This window comes from Sphingobacterium detergens (assembly GCF_003610355.1).
Lineage (GTDB): Bacteria > Bacteroidota > Bacteroidia > Sphingobacteriales > Sphingobacteriaceae > Sphingobacterium > Sphingobacterium detergens.
On sequence record NZ_RAPY01000007.1, the window covers coordinates 304,027 to 324,462 of the forward strand.

The following is a 20,436-nucleotide window of genomic DNA, read 5'->3' on the forward strand; positions in this document are numbered from 1 at the left end:
CTATCCATGAAAAAGATAAATATTTACATATTAATCCTTGGTTGCTTAGCTATTTTATCCTGTTCAAAAGATAAAAGCAACTATGATTATAGCGAAACCGAGCATATTGATATCGAAGGTATTGAATCAAAATATGCGGTCATCTCTCTAAAAGACACGTTAAAAATTTCCCCCACAGCAAAATCAAATAAAGATGGTGAATTAGAATATAAATGGGGATTTTACGAAACCAATGTTCAAGGAAGAGCTGAACCTATGGACACAATCGCCCGTAGCCAAAACCTACGCTATTTTATCACTGAGGATGCCAAGGACTGGGTAGCAGTCTGTATCGTTAAAAACAAAAAAACAGGCTATAGCCAGTACAAAACCGCCACAGTAACTGTAAGTACACAGTTTACAAGGGGCTGGTATATCCTTAAAGATGATGGTACCAATTCAGATTTGGATCTTTACCTTACCCCACAAAATAATTTGGTAAATGGAAAAATCGAAAATGTTTACAGTACAGCAAATAATCAAAAAATAGAAGGCAAAGGCAATTTTATTAGCTTTTCATCCAGTTATAAAAGTAACATCCTAAATCCTTCCTCTTATTCAAATACACGAGCATTATTCCTCACCACAGAAAAAGATATCCAAACAGTGAATGTCAATAATCTAAAAAAAATCAGAGACAAGCAGAATCTATTCTTGGGCGGTGGACAACAGATAACTGGTAACACGGGAGCTTTCTTGGGGAGTACGGCTAATTATGTCCTCAATAATGGGCAATTATACAATATCTATGCAATGAGTTCCAATACAGGACAATTTGGCAATAAAGCCATGATAGATGGAAATAATAGCAACTATGAATTGTCTAAATATATGATCTCGAGTGGTAGCAATGACCCCATTTTATTTGACAATCTAGGGGGAAATTTCACAACACTTGGTAATGGTTATGGATCTACCATGACTATATTTTCAAATGATGCTGCCAATGATTTCAATACAGCAAATAACAACCAGAAAGCGCTGTTTCTAGGAATGAAGTCCAATGTTTACTTAGCTGCACCTGATTACTACTACAAAACTGTTGGATATGCAATATTACAGGACAAAACTGATCCTACCCAAAAATCGCTCTGCGCTTTGGAGAAAAAGCAGTACGTGTTGTCTATAAAAAAAGAGGTAATTGATCCTTCATCCAAACTATATAATGCAAGTCTGTATACATTGCTCTTGGACGACGAGAACTTAATGTACTTTGTCAATAATAATCAATTATACAGTAGAAATTTAAGTAACGGATTTGAACAATTACAATTTAGTGCACCAGGAGGCGAACAGGTTACTTTTATCAAACATCTGAAATATTCAGAATCAGGATATGCTTTCAACTTCGTCGTCGTTGGTACAAAAGTTGGATCGAACTACAAGATTAGAATGTTTACAAAAAATTCTGGGAATCTAGATTCGAATCCAGTCCAAACACTTGAGGGAGCCGGTACTGCACGGGCGATAATCTATATTGCTCCCGCCGTCTCTGACTATACCTATCCATCGACCTATTAGTTCCATTCATAAAAAAAGAAATGAAAAAACACATCATAACTTCATTAACAATACTTGCCGCAAGTACGGCTTTTGCTCAATCACCCGTTCAGATCAAAGGAACATTTGACAAAGAATTTATCAAACCGGTCAAACTCTTCAAGGTTGTCGAAGGTGACATGGAAGAGATCGCTTCGGCACAGCCACAATTGAATAAAAAGTTCGGCTTCACTTTCTACCCTGAATACGAAGGGTTTTATGCCATTGGTTCAGGGACAACAGGTAGTCAGACAGAAAATAATATTTTTTATTTCAAACCTGGCGATCAACTCGAGTTCATCATTTCCGAAAACAACTACCAGTTGACTGGCTCAAATAACAGTAAAGAAAATCAAATTCTTAACCGTTGGCACAACGAAGTTACCCCAATAGAACAGAAAGCCTTCAATTGGATGAAAGTCCAAAGTACTTTTGTCGATTTCTTCCCAGATTTAGAGACCGTAGTTGCGAAAGCAAATACTTTCACGAAAAATAATAAAAGCGGAAACTCCAAATTTGACAGCAGATTACAAGATTATATCCAATGGGATCTTGCTGCCAATGCCACAAACTTTCTCAATACCCCACGTTCGGCACACCCTGCAGTAGAAGAATATGCGGATTACTACAAGAATCTAACATTGGCCAAGTTCGCAAAAAATGCATCTTTAGTATATCAAACCCCTTGGGCAAACCGTACTTTAAATGCAATCTCATTTGTATCTCGTCGTGCGGCTAATATTCCTCCCGGAAAAGGTATCACTGGCCTCCAGCAAGATATGGATTTCCTCCCCAATGACACGTTAAAAGGTGATGCTATACTGAGTTATCTAGCCAGACAAAAAGATTATGCCAGTTACAAGGAAGCTGCAGATAAATATCAGTCGTATTTTCTGACAGCAAGTCAAAAGAAACGCGCCACTGCGATCATGAACAACATGGCACAATTAAAAAGCGGAGACCAAGGGCTTAACTTTTCTTTTCCTGACAATAACGGAAAAACCATAAAATTCGCCGATTTAAAGGGAAAAGTAGTTTTGATCGACGTATGGGCAACCTGGTGCGGTCCCTGCAAAGCAGAGATACCACATCTCAAAAAGCTTGAACAAGAATTACACGGAACCGATGTTCAAGTAGTGAGCATCTCCGTTGATGAGGAAAAAGATAAAGCCAAATGGCTAAAAATGATTAAAGACGAGCAACTCGGTGGTCTTCAGCTTTTTGCTTCCGGATGGGGTGATTTTGCCAAATATTACAAAATCACAGGCATTCCACGCTTTATGGTTTTCGACAAACAAGGTAAAGTTGTCACCATAGATTCACCACGTCCATCGAGCCCAGAATTAAAACAGCTCCTCGAAAAAGTATTAGCAACGAAATAGGTATGAACAAACTTTGGATTTACTTTCTATTTTTAACGTTATCCCCCTCGCTTCTATCTGCGCAGGGAGATAACGTTACAATCAAAGGAAAAATTACATCGTCTGCAGCAGATCCTGCCACGAAGTTAAGCGTTTCTTTTATAGATTATCAAGGTAAAAGGCAAGGCTTTTCAGCTCCAATAAATGATGGATCATTTGAAATCGAGATCCCAAAACAAGCACGGGTAGTTGATGCTACCTTAAGGACTATTGGCAAAGATCCAAACGCCAGCGCGTTACAACAGGTCATGCGTCATCCACTCAATGTGTTTATTTTTAAAGATGACATTCTTATAGATGGCAATGCCGAGGAACTTGATTTAGCGCAGGTCAAAGGTGGAGAGGAAAACAATGAATATAATAATCTGCGTCAGTCTACAGCGGGATTTGTAAAGCAAAAAAATAGATTATACAGTCCAATTCTCGAGGGAAAAATAAGTACTGAATCTCCAGAAGGTAAAACGATACTCGAACAGCTTAGTCAATTGGGTAAAAAAGAAAATGACCTTCAGAAAAAATTCATAGAAAATTACACTGAATCCTATGTCAGTTTATTTTTGCTTTACAGAATGAAGTCTAGCTATACTTCCGAAGACTATAAATTAGCATTTAATCGTCTTGCTTCGAATTACAAATCAACAGACATGGGTAAAGCAATAGCGTCGACAATTGCAAAAGAAACCGTGACTGCGAAAGGGAAAGCAGCACCACTATTTACACGGACAACTGCCCACGGAACGCCTTTTAATTTGGAAAAGATGCAAGGCCGCGTTATTCTGCTGGACTTTTGGGGCAGTTGGTGTGGTCCATGCCGTGCAAGTATGCCACACCTCCAACAGCTTTACAGTCGTTACAAAAACAAAGGCTTTGAAATTATCGGTATTGCCCAAGAACGAGGTAAAACAATTGATGAGTCAAAAAACAGCTGGTACAAAGCTATAGAAGAACTCCGTTTACCTTGGACAAATGTGCTAAATAACGAGAACAAGGAGCAAATGGATATTGTAAAAGAATATCAGATCAGCGGTTTTCCAACAAAAATTCTAGTGGATGAAAATGGAAAAATCATTTTACGAGTTGTTGCCTCAGCAACAGATGATATTGACATTGCACTGAAAAAGATCTACGGCTACTAACCTAATGAGATCAATTACTAAAGACAATAACTTAAAACCATGCCTTATAAACCAATAATCAAAGCCGGAAGCATCTTACTGTTAACAGCCTGGGCATCATGGTCAAAAGCTCAGCTAGCGGCACAACTACCAGCTAAACTACTGACCTGTTTTGAACAGAAAGACACCTCTATGATAACAGGTGAACTCGCACCCAATTTCTCCGTAGCGGGGCATACTGGTGCAGGAGCCAATTTTCGTATAAACCAAATTATCAAAAACTACCCCCTAAAAGCTGTACATATTGTCTCTGAGAAAAAAACAAAAAGAGGGACATTACTTCAAATAGAGGTCACAGATGCCAAGGGTAAGACAACAAGCAATCAGGCGCTAGTCGATAACAAGGGGAAGCTGATCTACTTCAGCCTTTTTGATCAACTTTATGGACTAAAAAGAGAAAGTAAGCCCAAATTACGGGCGGTCATTCCGTTTGAAAACAAGAATGGATCCATTTACCTGCAGGTAAAAATCAATGGATACGAAAAGCCATTAAGACTCCTGTTTGACACTGGAGCAGATGGCATGGCCGTCAACCAGCAACTTGCTGAGGCTATTGGCCTAAAGGTAACCCGTGAGAACAACGCTTCAGTCGTCGGTGGCAATACAAAGATTCAGGTATCTGACAACAACAGTATTCTATTGGACACGCTTAAGCTAGCGGGACAGGGTATCGCTATCTTTCCCGAAATGGGCAAAGAAGGAGATGGGATTATCGGCAATACTTTGATACGCCAATTTATCACGCATATCGACTACGATAAAAACACGATTTCATTGTACGATTTCGGAGATTTTCAATACAAAGGTAAGGGAACTGCGGTACCGATTACAATGCCTGCTGGTGTAATGATTTTGCCTGGACAGCTTGAGATCGTCAAGGACAAGAGCTACTCGGGGCATTTTGTTTTCGACACAGGTGCTTCCTATGACTTGATCTGCTTCCGTCCTTTTGTACGCCAAAACAAACTGTTAGTCAGCGGATTTAAACCGGAAGCACAGGCTGCAACCGTAAGCATGGGAGTTTCCTCTCCCACCTTTGCGGGCAAAAGCTACCAATTTGCCATTTCTCCGCTGCCCCCAATGCAAGGCTTGCCTGTCACACTAATGGGCGGTAGTGCTGGAAATGAACAATGGCAACCTGGTTTCGATGGTTCAATTGGCGTTCGCCTATTAAGCCGCTATAATATCACCATAAATTTGGCGGAAAGTGAGGTATATTTCTCCCCCAATAGATTACATGCCCATCCACAGGATTTTTTAGTTAAGAGTTATCAGTTTGGCTGGGATAATACCGGGAAGTTGAAAGCACTTGGAGTCGTAGGAGCCGCCGAAAATCCAACCGGTCTGAAAACAGGAGATTTGATTCAACGCATAGACAAGTATACGGTCGATCAATTGAAAAAGAATCCAACCCTGATAGATGAGATTCGATTAAAGGCAGGAGGAGAATCTATTTCGATTACCACAACTGACGATAATATCGTAAACATCTAATCAAGTTAAAAAGATATACTACCCTTAATTCTCAAAACAAATTATATGAAAAAGCTTATTTTTTATATTATCATAGCCTATTTTGGCATATTCTTTTCAAACACTGCAATTGCCCAGGAAAAAATCTTCCAAGGCAGTTATGCGGAATGTCAAGCCCTGGCAAAAAAGGAAAACAAACTCATTCTGATCGATCTGTACTTTGTTGGTTGTATGCCTTGTGCAGAAATGGACAAACAAGTATTCCCGGATCCAGTTGTTATGAAGGAACTCAACGACAATTATATTCTGTACAAAACAGATGTAATGAAAGAGACAGATGGGAAGAAATTAGCCCGTAAGTACGCTGCCCCAGGATTTCCGACCTACGTTATTGTAAGCCCCGAAGGCAAAACAATACTGACAGAATCAGGTTTCTTTGGCGTAGACCGATTTGTCCCTTTGTTAAAGGAAGCTGTCCAACGAAATAAATCTAACCAATACCTCGCATTTAACAATACTTTGGACAACAGTTATCCTGCAGCTTATAGCGAGCGTTTTATTAAAACCGGAGAAAAACATGATTTTGCGGAATTAGAAGCATATCTCGAGCAACAAAAGGACTTGTTCAATGAGACAGCTTTCTTGGCCAATAGTGTCACTTACTTTGCGAAATACAATAATTGGGCTTACGACAATCTTCCAAAATTGATTAAACTATACGGCGGAAATCTACTCCGCAACAAAATTTCAACAATTGCCAAAACAAAAAGTAAACAATACGGGGTAGCACAGCAATTGGATAGTTTAACGACGATGCTAGCTTATATACGTCCCACGTTCAATAAAAAATTATGGGCGGTATTTTTACCCGGATTCGTTGCTAGTTATTATGCTGGCTCCCAAAATGCTGCCAGCTATTTTATGCTGATCGACCAATATAAACTCTATCCTACTTGGGATGAACGGAGCAATGCCTTCGGACCGGTCATTATTGATCAGTCAAAAAATCCGACAATCCTGAAATCTATACGAGCGGAATATCTAGCAGCAGAACAACGGAAAAAACTGGATCAAGTGGATAACTATCGGCTGACGCTATTACATTACTACCTAAAAGATTTTGATAAGGCTTCCAGCTGTATGAAAAGATTATTAAAATCAGATTCAACATCTCCGTTCCTTACCATAGACAAAAAAGACTTGCAAGACTTAAATGAAGCGATTTCAAAAAAAGATGCCAGTTTATTTAAAGCAAAAGATATTAAGAAAATAATTCCATTTAAATTAAGCTAACAATCTATATCATGATTAGAAAAACCATTCTATTATTCACAACTATCATTTCCTCTCTTGTGGCGCTCGCCCAGCAGCCGAGCAACATTACCGGAACAACAGATCCAGCAAAAGTAAAACGTGTCGGACTATTTAAAGTATTCAATGGTCGTTTAAAGGAAATTGCCACATCTATTCCCGATGCATCGGGACGATTTGCATTTCGCTTTACTCCTGAATATGAAGGCTTGTACTCCGTTGGTAGCGGGAATGCCCAGAACCAACAAGGACTTTTCCGTTTTTACTTCAAAGGAAATGAAGAGCTAAATCTAAAACTGAGTCAAAGTGACTATGAATTAACGGGGAAAAACAGTCCAGAGAATGAGATGCTATACGCTTGGGACAAACAGTCAAAAACTTTTCATGACAAGGGCACAACTCCGGGCGGAATGAGCACTTATGTTGATTTCTTCCCTGAAGTTGAGCAATTCAAAGGAAAACTGGATGCCATCAAAAAGAGTGCAAAAACAGGGAATCCGAATTTTGACAAATTCTTTCCCGAACTAGTTGATTATGATTTTGCTTATTATGCGATCTCTTATCTTTACATGCCGCGTACAGCCCACCCAAGCAAAGAGGAAATGAGCGATTTTTATACACAATTCAACGCTGATCGATACCTGACAACTGAATTATTAAAATTTCCCTACGGCGACCGCTTTATGAGCAATATGATTTATCGCAAGCTGGATCTGTCAACAAAACCAACATTTGATCAACAAGTTGCGGCAATCGGACCAGATGTACTGAAAGGACAATATGTATTGCAGCGACTTGAGGGGGCACGCTCCTATGGCGACTTTCAGGAAATGAATGAAAAATACAAAAAGTATTTTACGCTACCTGAGCAAATCGAACGGGCAAAAGTGGTAGAAGCTCGATTAGTCGAAACAAAAACAGGTGTACCTGCTTTCCAGTTTAACTATCCAGATATAAATGGTAAAAATACGAGTCTTGCAGACCTTAAAGGCAAAGTTGTCTTGATTGACATGTGGGCGACCTGGTGTGGTCCATGCCGGGCAGAAGAACCTCATTGGGAAAAATTAAACGAAGAATTTAGAGGAAAGCCTGTCGCATTTGTAGGTGTATCTGTAGATCAGGATAAGCCCAAATGGGATACCTATGTGAAAGAGAAAAAACTAAAAGGTATTCAGCTACACGCTGGTTCAGATAACGAACTTTCCAATGCTTACAAAGTCAATTCTATACCACGTTATATATTAATTGACAAAGCCGGAAAACTCATCACTCCAGATAGCCCAAGACCAAGCGATCCCAAATTAAAAGCTTTGATTGAAGAATGGATTAAAAAATAAAAGCCGAATATCAACGAAGCTAAAACACGAAAGCCCCCAGTTCAACTAAAACTGGGGGCTTTTATTTTTTAACAAATATGCTAATCATATCCTTTTCAACAGCCGACATCTGTTGATTTTTATCCCAATTGTGGATCAGTCTTCGAATGGCTCCCCGTTTCTACACGACCGGCAAATTGGCGAACAAATTTACTTCCAACAATCTGCAAAGTAACATCATACCAACCACTCACTTTCTGAGCTTCTACAACCCACTTGATGGATTTACCAGCCCCCAGGATGGTATTTTTCTTCCAAGAACTGTAGGCGTTATCTTTCACCTGTACATGAAGTGCTTTGTCTCCTCTATTGCTCACTTCCAAGATGAGGTTTCCTGTAGGAACTCCTTTCTTCCCGATCTCATAGGTGGCGACAACAGACAAAGACTCCCCATCACCTTTAAAGCTACGCATAAATCCATTTGGCCCGTATACTGTCAAATCATAATAACCGTCTTTAAAGTCAGCTCTGTTCCAGTCAAAACTCAACTCCTGGCCAGCAATAACCGCAAATGGCCAAAAACTTACACCATCTTTATAACTTGGTCCACTATACACATTAAAAGGGCTGCTCAGGGATTTAGCTCCGAAAATCTTATTACCCGCGGACATCGTCAGTTTTACCTTGTCCTTATCAATAGATTCACTCGAATACAATTCATATGCCAGCGCATTAGAATTTTTTTGACCTTTTTCCTGTCTTGCCAATTGTGCAGCTTTTCCAGTAGCCTTCAAAGCTTGCATCTCATCTGCAGTCCATACATGGAAATTATTCGGTAGCGGTTTCGATTTGGCTTGATCAATTGCATAGATCTGTTGATTGCGATCCAAGAATGGCAGTTCTACAGCAGTTCCGCCTTCTGCCTTACGAAATACCGAAGTCAGATCTCCGGTTATAGCACGTCGCCAAGAACTGATATTCTGTTCTTTCACATCCTTACCAAGCTTCTTATCGAAGAAATACTCCATAAATTGAATGGTCGAAGTGATATCGCAGACCTCCGAATTTACCCAGCCGCCTTTGCTCCAAGGAGACGCAATGATCAAAGGCACCCGATAGCCCAAACCAACCGGTCCCTCCGTGGCATGCTCCTTCTTCTCACCACTGGCCAGCTCCTGCTCCAAACTCACATATTCATCACGATAATCCAATCCGGCGGAAGTTTTTCCCGATCGGACATCTGCCGGATTAGGAGCTACAAACGGCGGAATATGATCAAAGTAACCATCATTTTCGTCGTAGTTCAGTATAAAAACAGTCTTCTTCCAAATCTCCGGATTTTCGGTCAGTATATTCAAGATTTCGGACACATACCAAGCCCCATACATCGGTGCACTAGGGTGATCAGAAAAACATTGTGGCGCAACCAGCCAAGATACAGTAGGTAAATTCCCAGACTTCACATCTTTCCGAAACTGATGTAATACATCCCCTTTTGGTACAGTAATCTGTTCTCCTTCATGTAATACTGAAGTCGTCTCACGATAGAACGCGTCATCCTCATTTGTCTGAAAAGCGCGCTCATGCAAAGCGATTTGCTCCTTAGGAAGTTGTTGGAATGCCTGTTCAGTGAGTCGTTCCAGTTGTTTCTTATAGCTGCTCAGCTGCTCTTGTTTTTGTTTAAGCTTATTTTGGGTTTTCTGTACACTTTCGGTTCCATTATTCGCCAATGCTTTTTCAAGCTCCTGGATCTCAGTAGGCAGTTCAACGACACGCTTACGCATAAATTCCAAGTGGCTTTTTTTGAATTCAATATGGTATTGTGAAAACCACTCTAAGTTATTGTCTGTAAAATTACCTAACCATTCTTCTCCATTAAGACCACTCTCCATACTGACTTCATTCTGATATACCTTCCAAGGGATACCCGCAGCTTCCAGACGTTCAGGAAAAGTTTTCCAATGCGCCCAACGGTTGAAATAAATATCCGAATTACGGATCAACGGTTTTGCTCCTTTATTGGGCACACAAGTGCCTGTCCAGAAAAAATGACGATTGGTTGTCGTACCTGTAATGGAAGAACAAAAATGCTGGTCACAGATGGTAAACGCATCGGCTAATGCATAATAGAAGGGTATATCTTCACGGGTATAATAGCCCATGGTCAACGGGATCTCACTCAGCACTTTTCCACCGGGACGCTTTGCTTCAATCCAATTATCATGCTTACCCTGGTTACGTGCTGCCATTTGATTTTCCCATGAATGTGGAAGATTTCCTGTCCAGGCTGCATTGGAATTCTTGATATCCAATCGAAAGGGTGAGTAGGTCTTCCCTGAAGCTGAAGCCTGCAACCAAACCGGATTTCCACTAGGCAACTCGATCGCTCTTGGATCATTAAATCCCCGAACCCCGCTCAGTGTACCAAAACTATGGTCAAAGGAGCGATTTTCCTGCATTAACAAAACAATATGCTCGGCATCTAAAACAGAACTCCCCACAACAGGTTCAATCGCTAAAGCACGCTGTATCGCATCCGGTACAGCACTCTGTAAGCCAAAAACCCCAGCCAACAAGGAGGCCTTCTTTATAAAGTCTCTTCTACTATCCATAAAAACAGCTATTATATCTCTTATAAATTCAATGGTCTATCAGCGAATATATTCATTCGCTGGCGCTTTTCATATAACGTTTTTAACAAAAATCCCCGCACACGATTGATCTCATGCGCAGGGATAGTTTTACAATAATAATTCAACAGATCAAAGTATTACCTATTTTAAGATCCACATCAATTGATTGACATTATCTACACCCTCAAATTGTCTGGACACCGCAGCATCCACATTCTCCGTGTTGTAATCATACTCAACAGCAGGATATCTCCAGCGAACCGGTATTTTGCCCGTTGCCTCCGAATTCAAGCTTGTCTCGGGATTGATTTTCCATTTTGGATATCCTGTTCTTCTATAATCATAATAGGTATTAAACTCCGACTGCAGAAAACTGGCAAGATATTTTTGGGTAATGATTTCCTCAATTTGCGACTCTGTTCCAGTAGGCAATGTCAAACCACCGACATAGGTACTGATATAAGCTGCATCCAAGGGCATCCCATGATGAAACTGGGCTGTATTAGGTGTATTATCAAAGATAAATTGCATAGATGCTTCCACTCCCTTTTTGTGCCACGCCAATGCAGGTTCATTTATCCAGCCACGAACAGCTGCTTCAGCGATGATAAAACAAAGCTGTGCATACGAAAGCTGTTGTGTAGGCTCTCCTGTTACGACCTCAGTATAACGATCATTCAGTTTTGAATAGTCGTTGGAATTTTTAATATCCAGAATATTATCATATTTCAACGATGGATCAATGCCAACGTAGGCATCGTAGTTAGCCGCTGTCATTCCGCCAGTAATCTTTTTAGGTGAAGGGTTTCCATAATAGAATAGACGACGATCCGAGCGCGTTTTCAATCTATCTACGATTTCAGTAGACATGGTCGGATAGATGGTAAAGTTATTCCCAACTTTATAAAAAGGGTATTGTTGTCCACTTTTATCCGAACGTATCAGCTGGTAATTATCAGCATTTGCTGTAAAAATTGGCTTATTGGCAAGTATCTGCTGAAAACGATTTTTGATATTTAAATCCGCATCACCTACTTTCTTGCTCAGCTGCATTAAAACATTTAAGGTATAACTATTGACCAATTTGCGCCATTTTGTGGTATTTCCTCCATAAAGAGGGTCTCCAGCAAAATTTTCACCAGCTGCAAAGGCCTGATCAGCCAATTCCAATTCTTTTAGAATCCCGATAAATACCTCCTTTTGTGTATCGTATTTAGGGAAGTATTGCTTATCCGTTTCTCCTTTTAAAGCATCGTTATAAGGTATATCCCCTAAATCCATGGTCGCTTCAAAGAATTTGACGGCACGGGCAAAATACATTAAACCCCCATAGGATTTAGCCAATTTCTCTGAAGTGGCGAATTGAGGCATGAACTGCGCATCATTTATTGCGCTAAAGCTCAGTGATCCTGCTCCGAAACCGTTATATTGATATGACTCCACAAATTCTGTCCAAACAACATTTTTGTTGAGCATATAAGGCTGTAGAAAACCTTTTTGTGAGGGCTGGTTAGCAAGGTGTAGTATTATCCGTGTGGCGATCATGCCCGAAGTCACCTTGTCCGTCGCTTCAGGATTGGTATTGATCTCTTCAAACTTGGAACAGGATATTGTTGTCCCAAAGAGTCCGATTAATAAATATGTGACTATTTTTTTCATTTGTAATCCGTGTTAAAAGTGTAAGATTAGAAACTAAGGCTTATGTTAAAACCAAGGTAACGCATCGATGGAGAGTTCAGATCTTCAGAACCTGCATCCGGATCAGAGAATCGATACTCTTTTGTCCATAAAAACAAATTCTGTCCAGTAACACCAATGCTTGCCTTTTTGGCTTTAAATCGGGAAGCTACTTCTCTCGGCAAATTGTAACTTAATGAAACCTCTCTTAGTTTAATAAATGTTTCATCCCAAATATTTTGCGTGCCCGAATAAGCTCTTTTCCAATAGTTTTCATAAGACACAACAGTTTCATTCGGCGCAAAAACACGTGTATCCTTGATAATCTGACCATATTTATCGTAGCTTACCTCTCCAGATACAATTTTCACGCCTTTACCTACAAAAGTACGCTTGCCATTAACCACTTCTTCATAGCGCTCTTTCGTATCGGAATCAGGATGTGCTCCCGTTTGCCATAGACGCGCATTCATATTGGAATAGGACAAACCTTTGATGCGACCATCAAAACTAAAAGAGAGGCTAAAATCTTTGTATTGAAATTGATTGGTAATTCCCCAGAACCATTTCGGTGCTGTGTAACCAAACAATCGCGCTGTATGTACAGCACTGATGGGCATTCCGGCAGCATTGTGAATAATCTCTCCATCCGGTGAGCGTTCCCAGTCCCGTGTCACATAATGATCTGTACGCATACCTTCTTTTATATAGAGTGCATCCGCTGTATAATCTGGGTCAAGTTTATGATAATATTGCAGATTTTGCGATAGATTCCCATTGACAGACCACTCAAAATTCTCTCTCCGAATCGGAACCCCGCCTAAAGAGATCTCATGACCTCGGGTCATACGTTCCTCTTTCAAATTGATCAGACGAGCCCTAAAACCTGTCGTGTGCGATATATTGCTGTAATTGGAGTTCGAGATATCAGCTTTGATATTATAGCGTCTTCTGGCGTAGTAGGTGTAATTTCCCGTCAAACGGCTGTTTAAAACAGCCCATTCCAATCCGAACTCCGCCATATCTTCCTTGGTCGGATTGATGGAATAGTCCTTTATAATATTCGGATACGAAGCTGTAGTCATACCATCCCAAACATTATTACTCACGCCAAACGTTTGGTTAATTTCATATGGATCAGGCGGATATACCGTAGATGCCCAAGAACCTCTTACTTTCAATAAATTCAGCCAATTTGGCTTTTGAATGAGGTCCGACACCACCACACTTCCTGATACTGATGGATAAAAATAAGACTTATCCGGCAACATCGAATACCAGTCATTACGGGCAGTACCTTCAATGAATACCGCATTGCGCCATGATAACGATAGTCGACTGTATATACCATTACGCATTTCCTTGGTTTTACCCTCTACAGCGGAAACAGGTCCTGTGGAGTTACGCAGGGAATAAAATCCGGGAATAGTAAGACCATTAACTGTAGACGCTGTCATGGTATTATCCCTGCGATAGAAAATAGATCCACCCACAAGCGCATCGATACCAAAATCACCAAAATTCTTTTTAGCCGTAAAGATAAAGTCATTGGTTGTACTAAAGCCATCCTGTTTTCTAGACCAGTATTTTCCCCTGTTATCATAACCTCCTGAGCCATCAAAACCACCCCGGGTCCCATAGATACCCATTGGATTGGTTTGCTCTCTTGAATTACCGTAGTAGTCATATCCGCTACGCAGCAAAAAATTCCCCCAATCAGTCATTTTGTAATTTAAGGTAACCGCAGCATTCAATTTATTGACTAGTTCTGCACTTATTTTCTCATAAGCCGAAAGATAAGGGTTATCGTACCAGGCTTTATACAGCCAATTTTGACTGACATTTTCAGTCTGCCAATAGTCTTTATATTGTGTTAGATCGTATTCTGGCCCTGTCCACACCAGGATATTATAGATATACCCTTGATTATTGTAGCCTGAACCAAAATCATTGGGAGCATGCCTTCTGTTGTATCCCAAGCGGGTCTCCAGATTAACCTTATCAGATATTTTGGTTTCCCCAGCCACCGAAATATTGGTCATATTCAGCTTGGTGTTCGGATATTGACCCTTATTGTAGATATGACTTATGGAGGTACGGATACTCCCGTTTTCTCCTTGATTCGTAAAGCTAACAGAGTTATTGGAGATAAATCCAGGCTCCAAAAAATTCTGGAAATTGTTTTTACCCTTTGAAGTCAATTCAGTCTCTACATCATCCATTTGTTTGGTGAATGGATTCCATTGCTTATATTTCCGACCGATATCCAGCTTATCTCCCCAGACCTCATCGTCGGTATTGTATTTACCACCATATCCAGCAGAATAAGATGACTGTACATTAGGGAGTGCTAAATAACCTGCAAAGAACATATTATTGGAGTTTACAGTTATTTCTACTCCTTTTTGCGAAAGTCCTTTTTTGGTAGTAACCATAATCGCACCACCTGCCCCTTCAATACCGTAGAGAGCCGCCGCTGTAGAGCCTTTTAGCACCGAAATATTTTCGATATTGTCAACAGCGATATCACGCAAACTCATGTTTTCATAAGCAACACCGTCAATGACCAATAAAGGGCTTTTTCCACGAAGTTGTATATCTGGCGCACGGTTAAATTCAGTACTGTTCATGACGCGCAATCCAGAGACACGGCCAGTTAAGGTCGTTCCTACATCAACCCCCTTTACTTTGGCTAGTTGGTCACCTTTGATGTCCTGAACGGCATATCCCAGAGCTTTCTGCTCGCGCTTGATACCCAGAGCTGTTACGACAACCTCCTCCAAAGCCTCTGACGATTTGGAAAGCCGAATCAAACTCGCACTTGTTGCCGGCACTTCGCTCAGCTCATACCCGATAAAAGAAACTTGCAGTATAGCTTGATCTGAAACATTAGATAGCTTAAATGCCCCCATTTGATCCGTCGTTGCCGCTATTGCTGTCCCCTTGACACGTATCGTGGCCCCCCCAATTGGCAGGTTAGTCTCCTGATCAACTATTTTTCCGCGCAATTCCTTTTGTGCGGCATGGAGCTTCTTACTTTCTGATGCAGTCTTCTCTTTCTTTGAAACCACATACAGCTTATCATCAATCTTTCTTACCTCAAGATGCCCGTCAGAAATCGTCCGGATGAATTGGGCAATCTCTTCCTTTTTTAATTTCTCAAGGTTAACTAATTCATTGATTTTTTGATCGCTGATAGAAGCATCATAGCCAAATTTTACATTGAACTTTTGTTCCATTTTGGCAAGAATTTTCCCGATTCCCTCCCCAGTCTTAAACTGAGTGGCCATGGTTTGAAGTGCTAAGGACTGAAATAGCAAAGCACCGCCCATAAGTTTTAAATAGTAATTGGTTCTTTTCATAAATTACTTTTTATGGATGATTGTTTGATTAAATGCGGTATTAAGAATTTTTAAAGATTTTTCAAGATCACTGGCAGGCAGATATCCTGTATAACTTGCTGCTTGAAATGAATCGATCAACTGTAGGTTTTGATCGGGGTATAGACTATTCAGATCCGCGACAATCTGCGATAGCGGAACGTTATTGAAAGACAATAGGTCATCTTTCCCATTTGAAGAAATGACCGTATCTGCGATAGATACATCAAATTGTTTTTGTCGTTTATCATAAGCCACTTGCTGGCCGGGGTGGACGATAGAGTACTGTTGTCCATGTGATACCTTCACCTTTCCGTGGCTTAAGACCAGACAGCTACGTTGCGGTGAGCAAATTAAATTAAATGCTGTCCCTAATACGCGTACGTCAAAATCTCCAGAATTTACAATGACAAAAGCTTTCTCAGGATTCTTAGCAACTTCAAAGAAAGCTTCTCCCGATAGTTTTACCCGACGCAAACTATCTGCATTAAAATCAGATAGAATTTCGATATATGCCCCCTGGCGAAGCGCAACCTGAGTACCATCAGAAAGTGTGAGCTGCTTAACAAATTTCGTCGGATTGGTATATTTTACAACTTTGTACTTACACTCAGTCTGCATCGATGGCACAATCTCCCAAAATAGAAATGCAAAACTAATCAACAGTAATGCCGCTGCTGCCGAAATTAAAACTCGCCATCTCCTCCATATAGGCTGTACTTTGGCATTTAATTCAGTACCGGTAATCGTATAAAAAATATGGTCTGAAGTAGATGTATCCAAATCACTAGCGCTATCATCCAGTGCAATTACCTCCTCTAGACTGGGCAGATCATCTTCATCGCAAGCAGTAAGTAAATCTAAAAATATGGTGTTTTCCTGTGGGGTTAGTTCCCCCAGTAGGTATTTTTTATATAGTGCAGCTAGTTTAGGATCCATCATCTTTGCCATCGTTTAAATACATATACGTATCTAAAAGACGATAAGACGACGCTACACTAAAAAATAGTTAAGAAAATCAATAGGGCTATTGAAATCTCAAAATTATCAAGAATATATTGGCGTACAAACTTGTTCCCCTTGACAAGTTGGTCCCGCACAGTATTAACAGAAATACCCAAGCGGTCGGCAATTTCCTGATTGTCCAAGAATTCCTCTTTACTCAAAAGGAATATCTCCAGGCGAGCTCTAGGAAGCTTTTCAATTGCCTCTCGATAGACGCGTTCCAAGTCTTTAAAACGGATGGATTCTTCATTTGAATTGTCCACCTGTCTAGAGGTATCTATCCCATCAAGTTTAAATTGAATCCGTACTTTCTGCTTCCTCAATTCGTCAAATACAAGATTCTTAGCAATTGTATATAAATAAGACTGAGGATTCTTATTTTCATCTAATTCGCTCCACTTTTTCCAAATGCGAGAAAATGCTTCCTGAACCAAATCGGCGGCGGTATCTTCTCCTTTCAGATGTAACAAGGCATATTTATATACCTTATCTTTATAAGACAAAAAGAAATTTTTAAAATCTGGAATGTTGTTATTTTCAATAGGCATCCTTCAACACTTACAATTGACCCTACAAGTTTAGGTAGAATTTTTCAAAATATCGGAATGAAAATAGATCACGATCCAAAGCATGTTCCTTCCTAGGATGATTATAACATTTTAACTACGATTAATTTACATTAAATTAATCTACGAGCGGGCAGTTCAGGTATTGATGACTAAAAACAATGTTGCGAAAGCAAAAGATCTGTTATACCAATAGGGTCTAATTCAATAAAAAATCCCATTGTAGATTCCAATGGGATTAAAAAAAATTATATATGCTTAATAGAAAGCTATTATTTTAGGAGCGGAAAAGGTCCTAGAAAGTAACTCCCCCTTTTATAGAAACGTAGGAAAAAATCCAGTATTGGTTCTTCCAATGGGAAGAAGAATTGTTTATCCACTTCAGACTTGAATAAGTTAGCATAGTATTTTGGCAATTCGCTTGGGAAAAAGTCTTCTACCAAAAGATTCAAGAAATAACGTGCATAGGGCACATCTGCTTCTGTCCCCTTTTCTTCCTTTTCAATAAAAGGATTATGTTTCAACGGGAAAAATTCTTCTATTCCGCCAAACACCTCTAACCCTGTTTTTGGATTGAAGAAAACGGTTACTTTAGCATCCGCTGTAAGTTCCAAATTCGATTCTGGCAACGGCGATTCCTCCTTGCTTGGATATTTTTGCTGATATCTTTGAAAGAATTCGTTTGCAAACTCTTTTACTTCTCGTCCCTCCATGAAAGCTACAGCAGCCTTTTGTTCAGACTGGAATAATTTAGCCATATCCTTCAATTGCTTTTCTGTTTTTTTCAGGCTCTTGTCCTTACCATTCATCGCTTCAATACGGTAAGTCATTTCATATTGTTCTGGTAGATCAAAATTCACTTCTTCCGGATTGACCACTGTCATAATTCCGGACAAATTCCAAGCATCTTTCCAAGGAACGATTTCCATATAAAAAGATAATACGGCAGAAGGTTCCGTAAATTCCTGAATTGAATCCTTATAAATCTTAAATGCTGTTTTTGTGCCAATATGTTTTACATGGACAAACTGTTCATCTGTCTTTACATATTCAAAAAAACTATGGATGCGATTACCCATTGTTTTTACTGAGTTATATAGACCATGCTCCTTACCCACTACCTCAGCAACAAATTCGGAAGATTTAAGAGCAAATAAATGTAGCCTATAATTGTTGAAATGATTATCACGGACCCGATAAATCATTTGTTGCAATTGAGCTTGATCATGCTGATATCTTCCCAATTCCGCCACCTGCATCAGGTGATTAAGGTTGGTGTTATACTCTCCTGCAGTCAGATAGTTTGTTGCGACAAGTTTTTCGATAAAATTACGTACCTCAAAATAGTTCGCATTTTCATCTAATGAATATTCTGAATTTAACTTTGGATTTTCAGGGGCCACTTCATAGTGTTCCTCCAAAATTGCATAAGCCAGATCCGTTATCAACTGTATCAAACGGCCCTGAGGATCAATAAACAAATGTGGATTCCGTTCACTAAAAAATAACCAGGTCAATACAGCTACATCTTCGCTATTGATATCTTCAGGATAGTAATCCGTCAGATTATTATCCTTATAGAAAGGCAAAAACTGGTCGTATAGTTCTTTATGGATGGTTCTAAAAGCAGCAAATATCCCTGTATTGGCAATAACATCTTCTAGATAACAGGTGAGATAAATACTTAGTGTTTTTAATGCATCAGTGTGAATGAGGTCATTTGTCTCCGGCTCTTCAAACCACAACGTCGACAGACTATCGTTGATCTGATTGGCAACTCTTAAATAATAACTATCTATATCGTTTGCTTTCTGGTAAGTATGGTGTGCAATCCAATCTTGAATAAAAATTTTGTTTCCTCTCATATGAAAAATGCTAAATCCAAAAGTAGCCAAATTTTCGAAATTTCCATGATGGCAAAATACAAGCATAGACGAAAATAATTTAGATATTCTTTCTGGCCAATAAAAGTCAAAACTGCCGTAGATGAATTAGCTCAATGAGGACAAAAGATCGTCTAACAGAAACAAAAAGAGATGCCTTATGGGCATCTCTGTAGCGTAAATTTTGTCTTGTCTTTATCCTGCGGCGATTACATTATCATTACTTTCCAGATGATCCTGAAGCGTCGGATTTAAAATATTACACGTTTTTAGTAAGTCACGAACCGGATATTTTGCAACGATCTCCTCTAATGCTGCAAGGTGGCGACTGTGATGTACATCCGTTCCTACAAAATCATACATCCCCGATTTAATCATTGTCAAGGCTGCAGATTTCACTTCGACACCATAATATCTACTGATAGAAAGAAGATTCAATTGTAGCATACAGCCAGCGTCTTTGATCTGTTTGTACATATTGAAATTATAGTGGTAGTAATTATAACGTTCCGGGTGAGCTAATATTGGCTGGTAACCCAGTCTTTGTATATCTAAAATAGTTTGAAATAACGCTTTGGATTCCTGCAGATAGGACATCTCTATAAGCACATACCCGCCGGGCATAACACAAAGCTCGTTCGTATCGATCAGTTTAGCAATGCCATCATCTATCATATGTTCAGCAGCATGATAGATCGCAGGACTGTTAGGAAGTTGTTTTATTCCGTTCACCAATTTATCTTTGGCATCCTCAATTGTTCGGATTGTATTCGGATGCACACCTTCCATAATATGTGGTGTACAAATAAATTTTTCAAATCCCATTCTCCCCAAGCCTTTCAACAAATCAATAGATTGTTCAATGGACTGACTTCCGTCATCTATTCCGGGAAGGATATGATTGTGCATATCTACCTCTAAAAAAGCGAGTGTACCTACAACCTTAATCTTTGATTCTTGAGTTTTGTTTCCAAATAGTTTTGAAAATATCCCCATATTATATAAAGTATAAATCGTT

The 20,436-nt window shown here is 39.7% G+C and carries 13 protein-coding genes; 6 read left to right on the forward strand and 7 right to left on the reverse strand.

What is annotated here, in order from left to right; genetic code table 11:
- The first annotated feature begins 6 nt into the window (after nt 1–6).
- The 6 genes from DFQ12_RS25770 to DFQ12_RS25795 are packed head-to-tail and all read left to right on the forward strand — an operon-like array spanning nt 7 to nt 8,295.
- Nucleotides 7–1,560 (forward strand): PKD-like family lipoprotein, encoded by a 1,554-nt coding sequence (locus DFQ12_RS25770; RefSeq protein WP_120261888.1) that lies wholly within the window; start codon nt 7–9, stop codon nt 1,558–1,560.
- A 20-nt stretch (nt 1,561–1,580) separates the two neighbouring features.
- Nucleotides 1,581–2,960: a TlpA family protein disulfide reductase gene (locus DFQ12_RS25775; RefSeq protein WP_120261889.1), complete on the forward strand. Its 1,380-nt coding sequence runs from the start codon at nt 1,581–1,583 to the stop codon at nt 2,958–2,960.
- Between the two features lie 2 nt (nt 2,961–2,962).
- Nucleotides 2,963–4,135 (forward strand): TlpA family protein disulfide reductase, encoded by a 1,173-nt coding sequence (locus DFQ12_RS25780; RefSeq protein WP_120261890.1) that lies wholly within the window; start codon nt 2,963–2,965, stop codon nt 4,133–4,135.
- Nucleotides 4,136–4,174: 39 nt separating this feature from the next.
- The gene (locus DFQ12_RS25785; RefSeq protein WP_120261891.1) at nt 4,175–5,668 is read left to right on the forward strand and encodes a retropepsin-like aspartic protease; all 1,494 of its coding nucleotides are present in this window, start codon (nt 4,175–4,177) and stop codon (nt 5,666–5,668) included.
- A 45-nt stretch (nt 5,669–5,713) separates the two neighbouring features.
- Nucleotides 5,714–6,940 carry a thioredoxin family protein gene (locus DFQ12_RS25790; protein WP_120261892.1) on the forward strand — a complete coding sequence of 409 codons (1,227 nt, stop codon included), beginning with the start codon at nt 5,714–5,716 and terminating at the stop codon, nt 6,938–6,940.
- An 11-nt stretch (nt 6,941–6,951) separates the two neighbouring features.
- Complete coding sequence (locus tag DFQ12_RS25795; RefSeq protein ID WP_120261893.1) at nt 6,952–8,295, forward strand: TlpA family protein disulfide reductase; 1,344 nt, start codon at nt 6,952–6,954, stop codon at nt 8,293–8,295.
- A gap of 119 nt (nt 8,296–8,414) precedes the next feature.
- Here the strand turns inward: DFQ12_RS25795 and DFQ12_RS25800 are convergent, their stop codons facing one another.
- The 7 genes from DFQ12_RS25800 to DFQ12_RS25830 all read right to left on the reverse strand — a co-directional run bounded on the left by DFQ12_RS25800 (nt 8,415) and on the right by DFQ12_RS25830 (nt 20,414).
- Nucleotides 8,415–10,886: a phosphocholine-specific phospholipase C gene (locus DFQ12_RS25800; protein ID WP_120261894.1), complete on the reverse strand. Its 2,472-nt coding sequence runs from the start codon at nt 10,884–10,886 to the stop codon at nt 8,415–8,417.
- A gap of 162 nt (nt 10,887–11,048) precedes the next feature.
- Entirely contained in the window at nt 11,049–12,566 is a 1,518-nt protein-coding gene (locus DFQ12_RS25805; protein WP_120261895.1) for a SusD/RagB family nutrient-binding outer membrane lipoprotein, read from the reverse strand.
- 26 nt (nt 12,567–12,592) lie between these two features.
- Complete coding sequence (locus DFQ12_RS25810; RefSeq protein ID WP_120261896.1) at nt 12,593–15,946, reverse strand: SusC/RagA family TonB-linked outer membrane protein; 3,354 nt, start codon at nt 15,944–15,946, stop codon at nt 12,593–12,595.
- Between the two features lie 3 nt (nt 15,947–15,949).
- Nucleotides 15,950–16,915, reverse strand: a complete 966-nt coding sequence (locus DFQ12_RS25815; protein ID WP_120261897.1) for a FecR family protein — start codon at nt 16,913–16,915, stop codon at nt 15,950–15,952.
- 47 nt (nt 16,916–16,962) lie between these two features.
- Nucleotides 16,963–17,517 (reverse strand): RNA polymerase sigma factor, encoded by a 555-nt coding sequence (locus DFQ12_RS25820; protein ID WP_120261898.1) that lies wholly within the window; start codon nt 17,515–17,517, stop codon nt 16,963–16,965.
- A 290-nt stretch (nt 17,518–17,807) separates the two neighbouring features.
- Entirely contained in the window at nt 17,808–19,400 is a 1,593-nt protein-coding gene (locus tag DFQ12_RS25825) for a DUF3843 family protein (RefSeq protein ID WP_167457354.1), read from the reverse strand.
- A gap of 213 nt (nt 19,401–19,613) precedes the next feature.
- Nucleotides 19,614–20,414 carry a tyrosine-protein phosphatase gene (locus tag DFQ12_RS25830; RefSeq protein ID WP_120261900.1) on the reverse strand — a complete coding sequence of 267 codons (801 nt, stop codon included), beginning with the start codon at nt 20,412–20,414 and terminating at the stop codon, nt 19,614–19,616.
- Between the last annotated feature and the right edge of the window lie 22 nt (nt 20,415–20,436).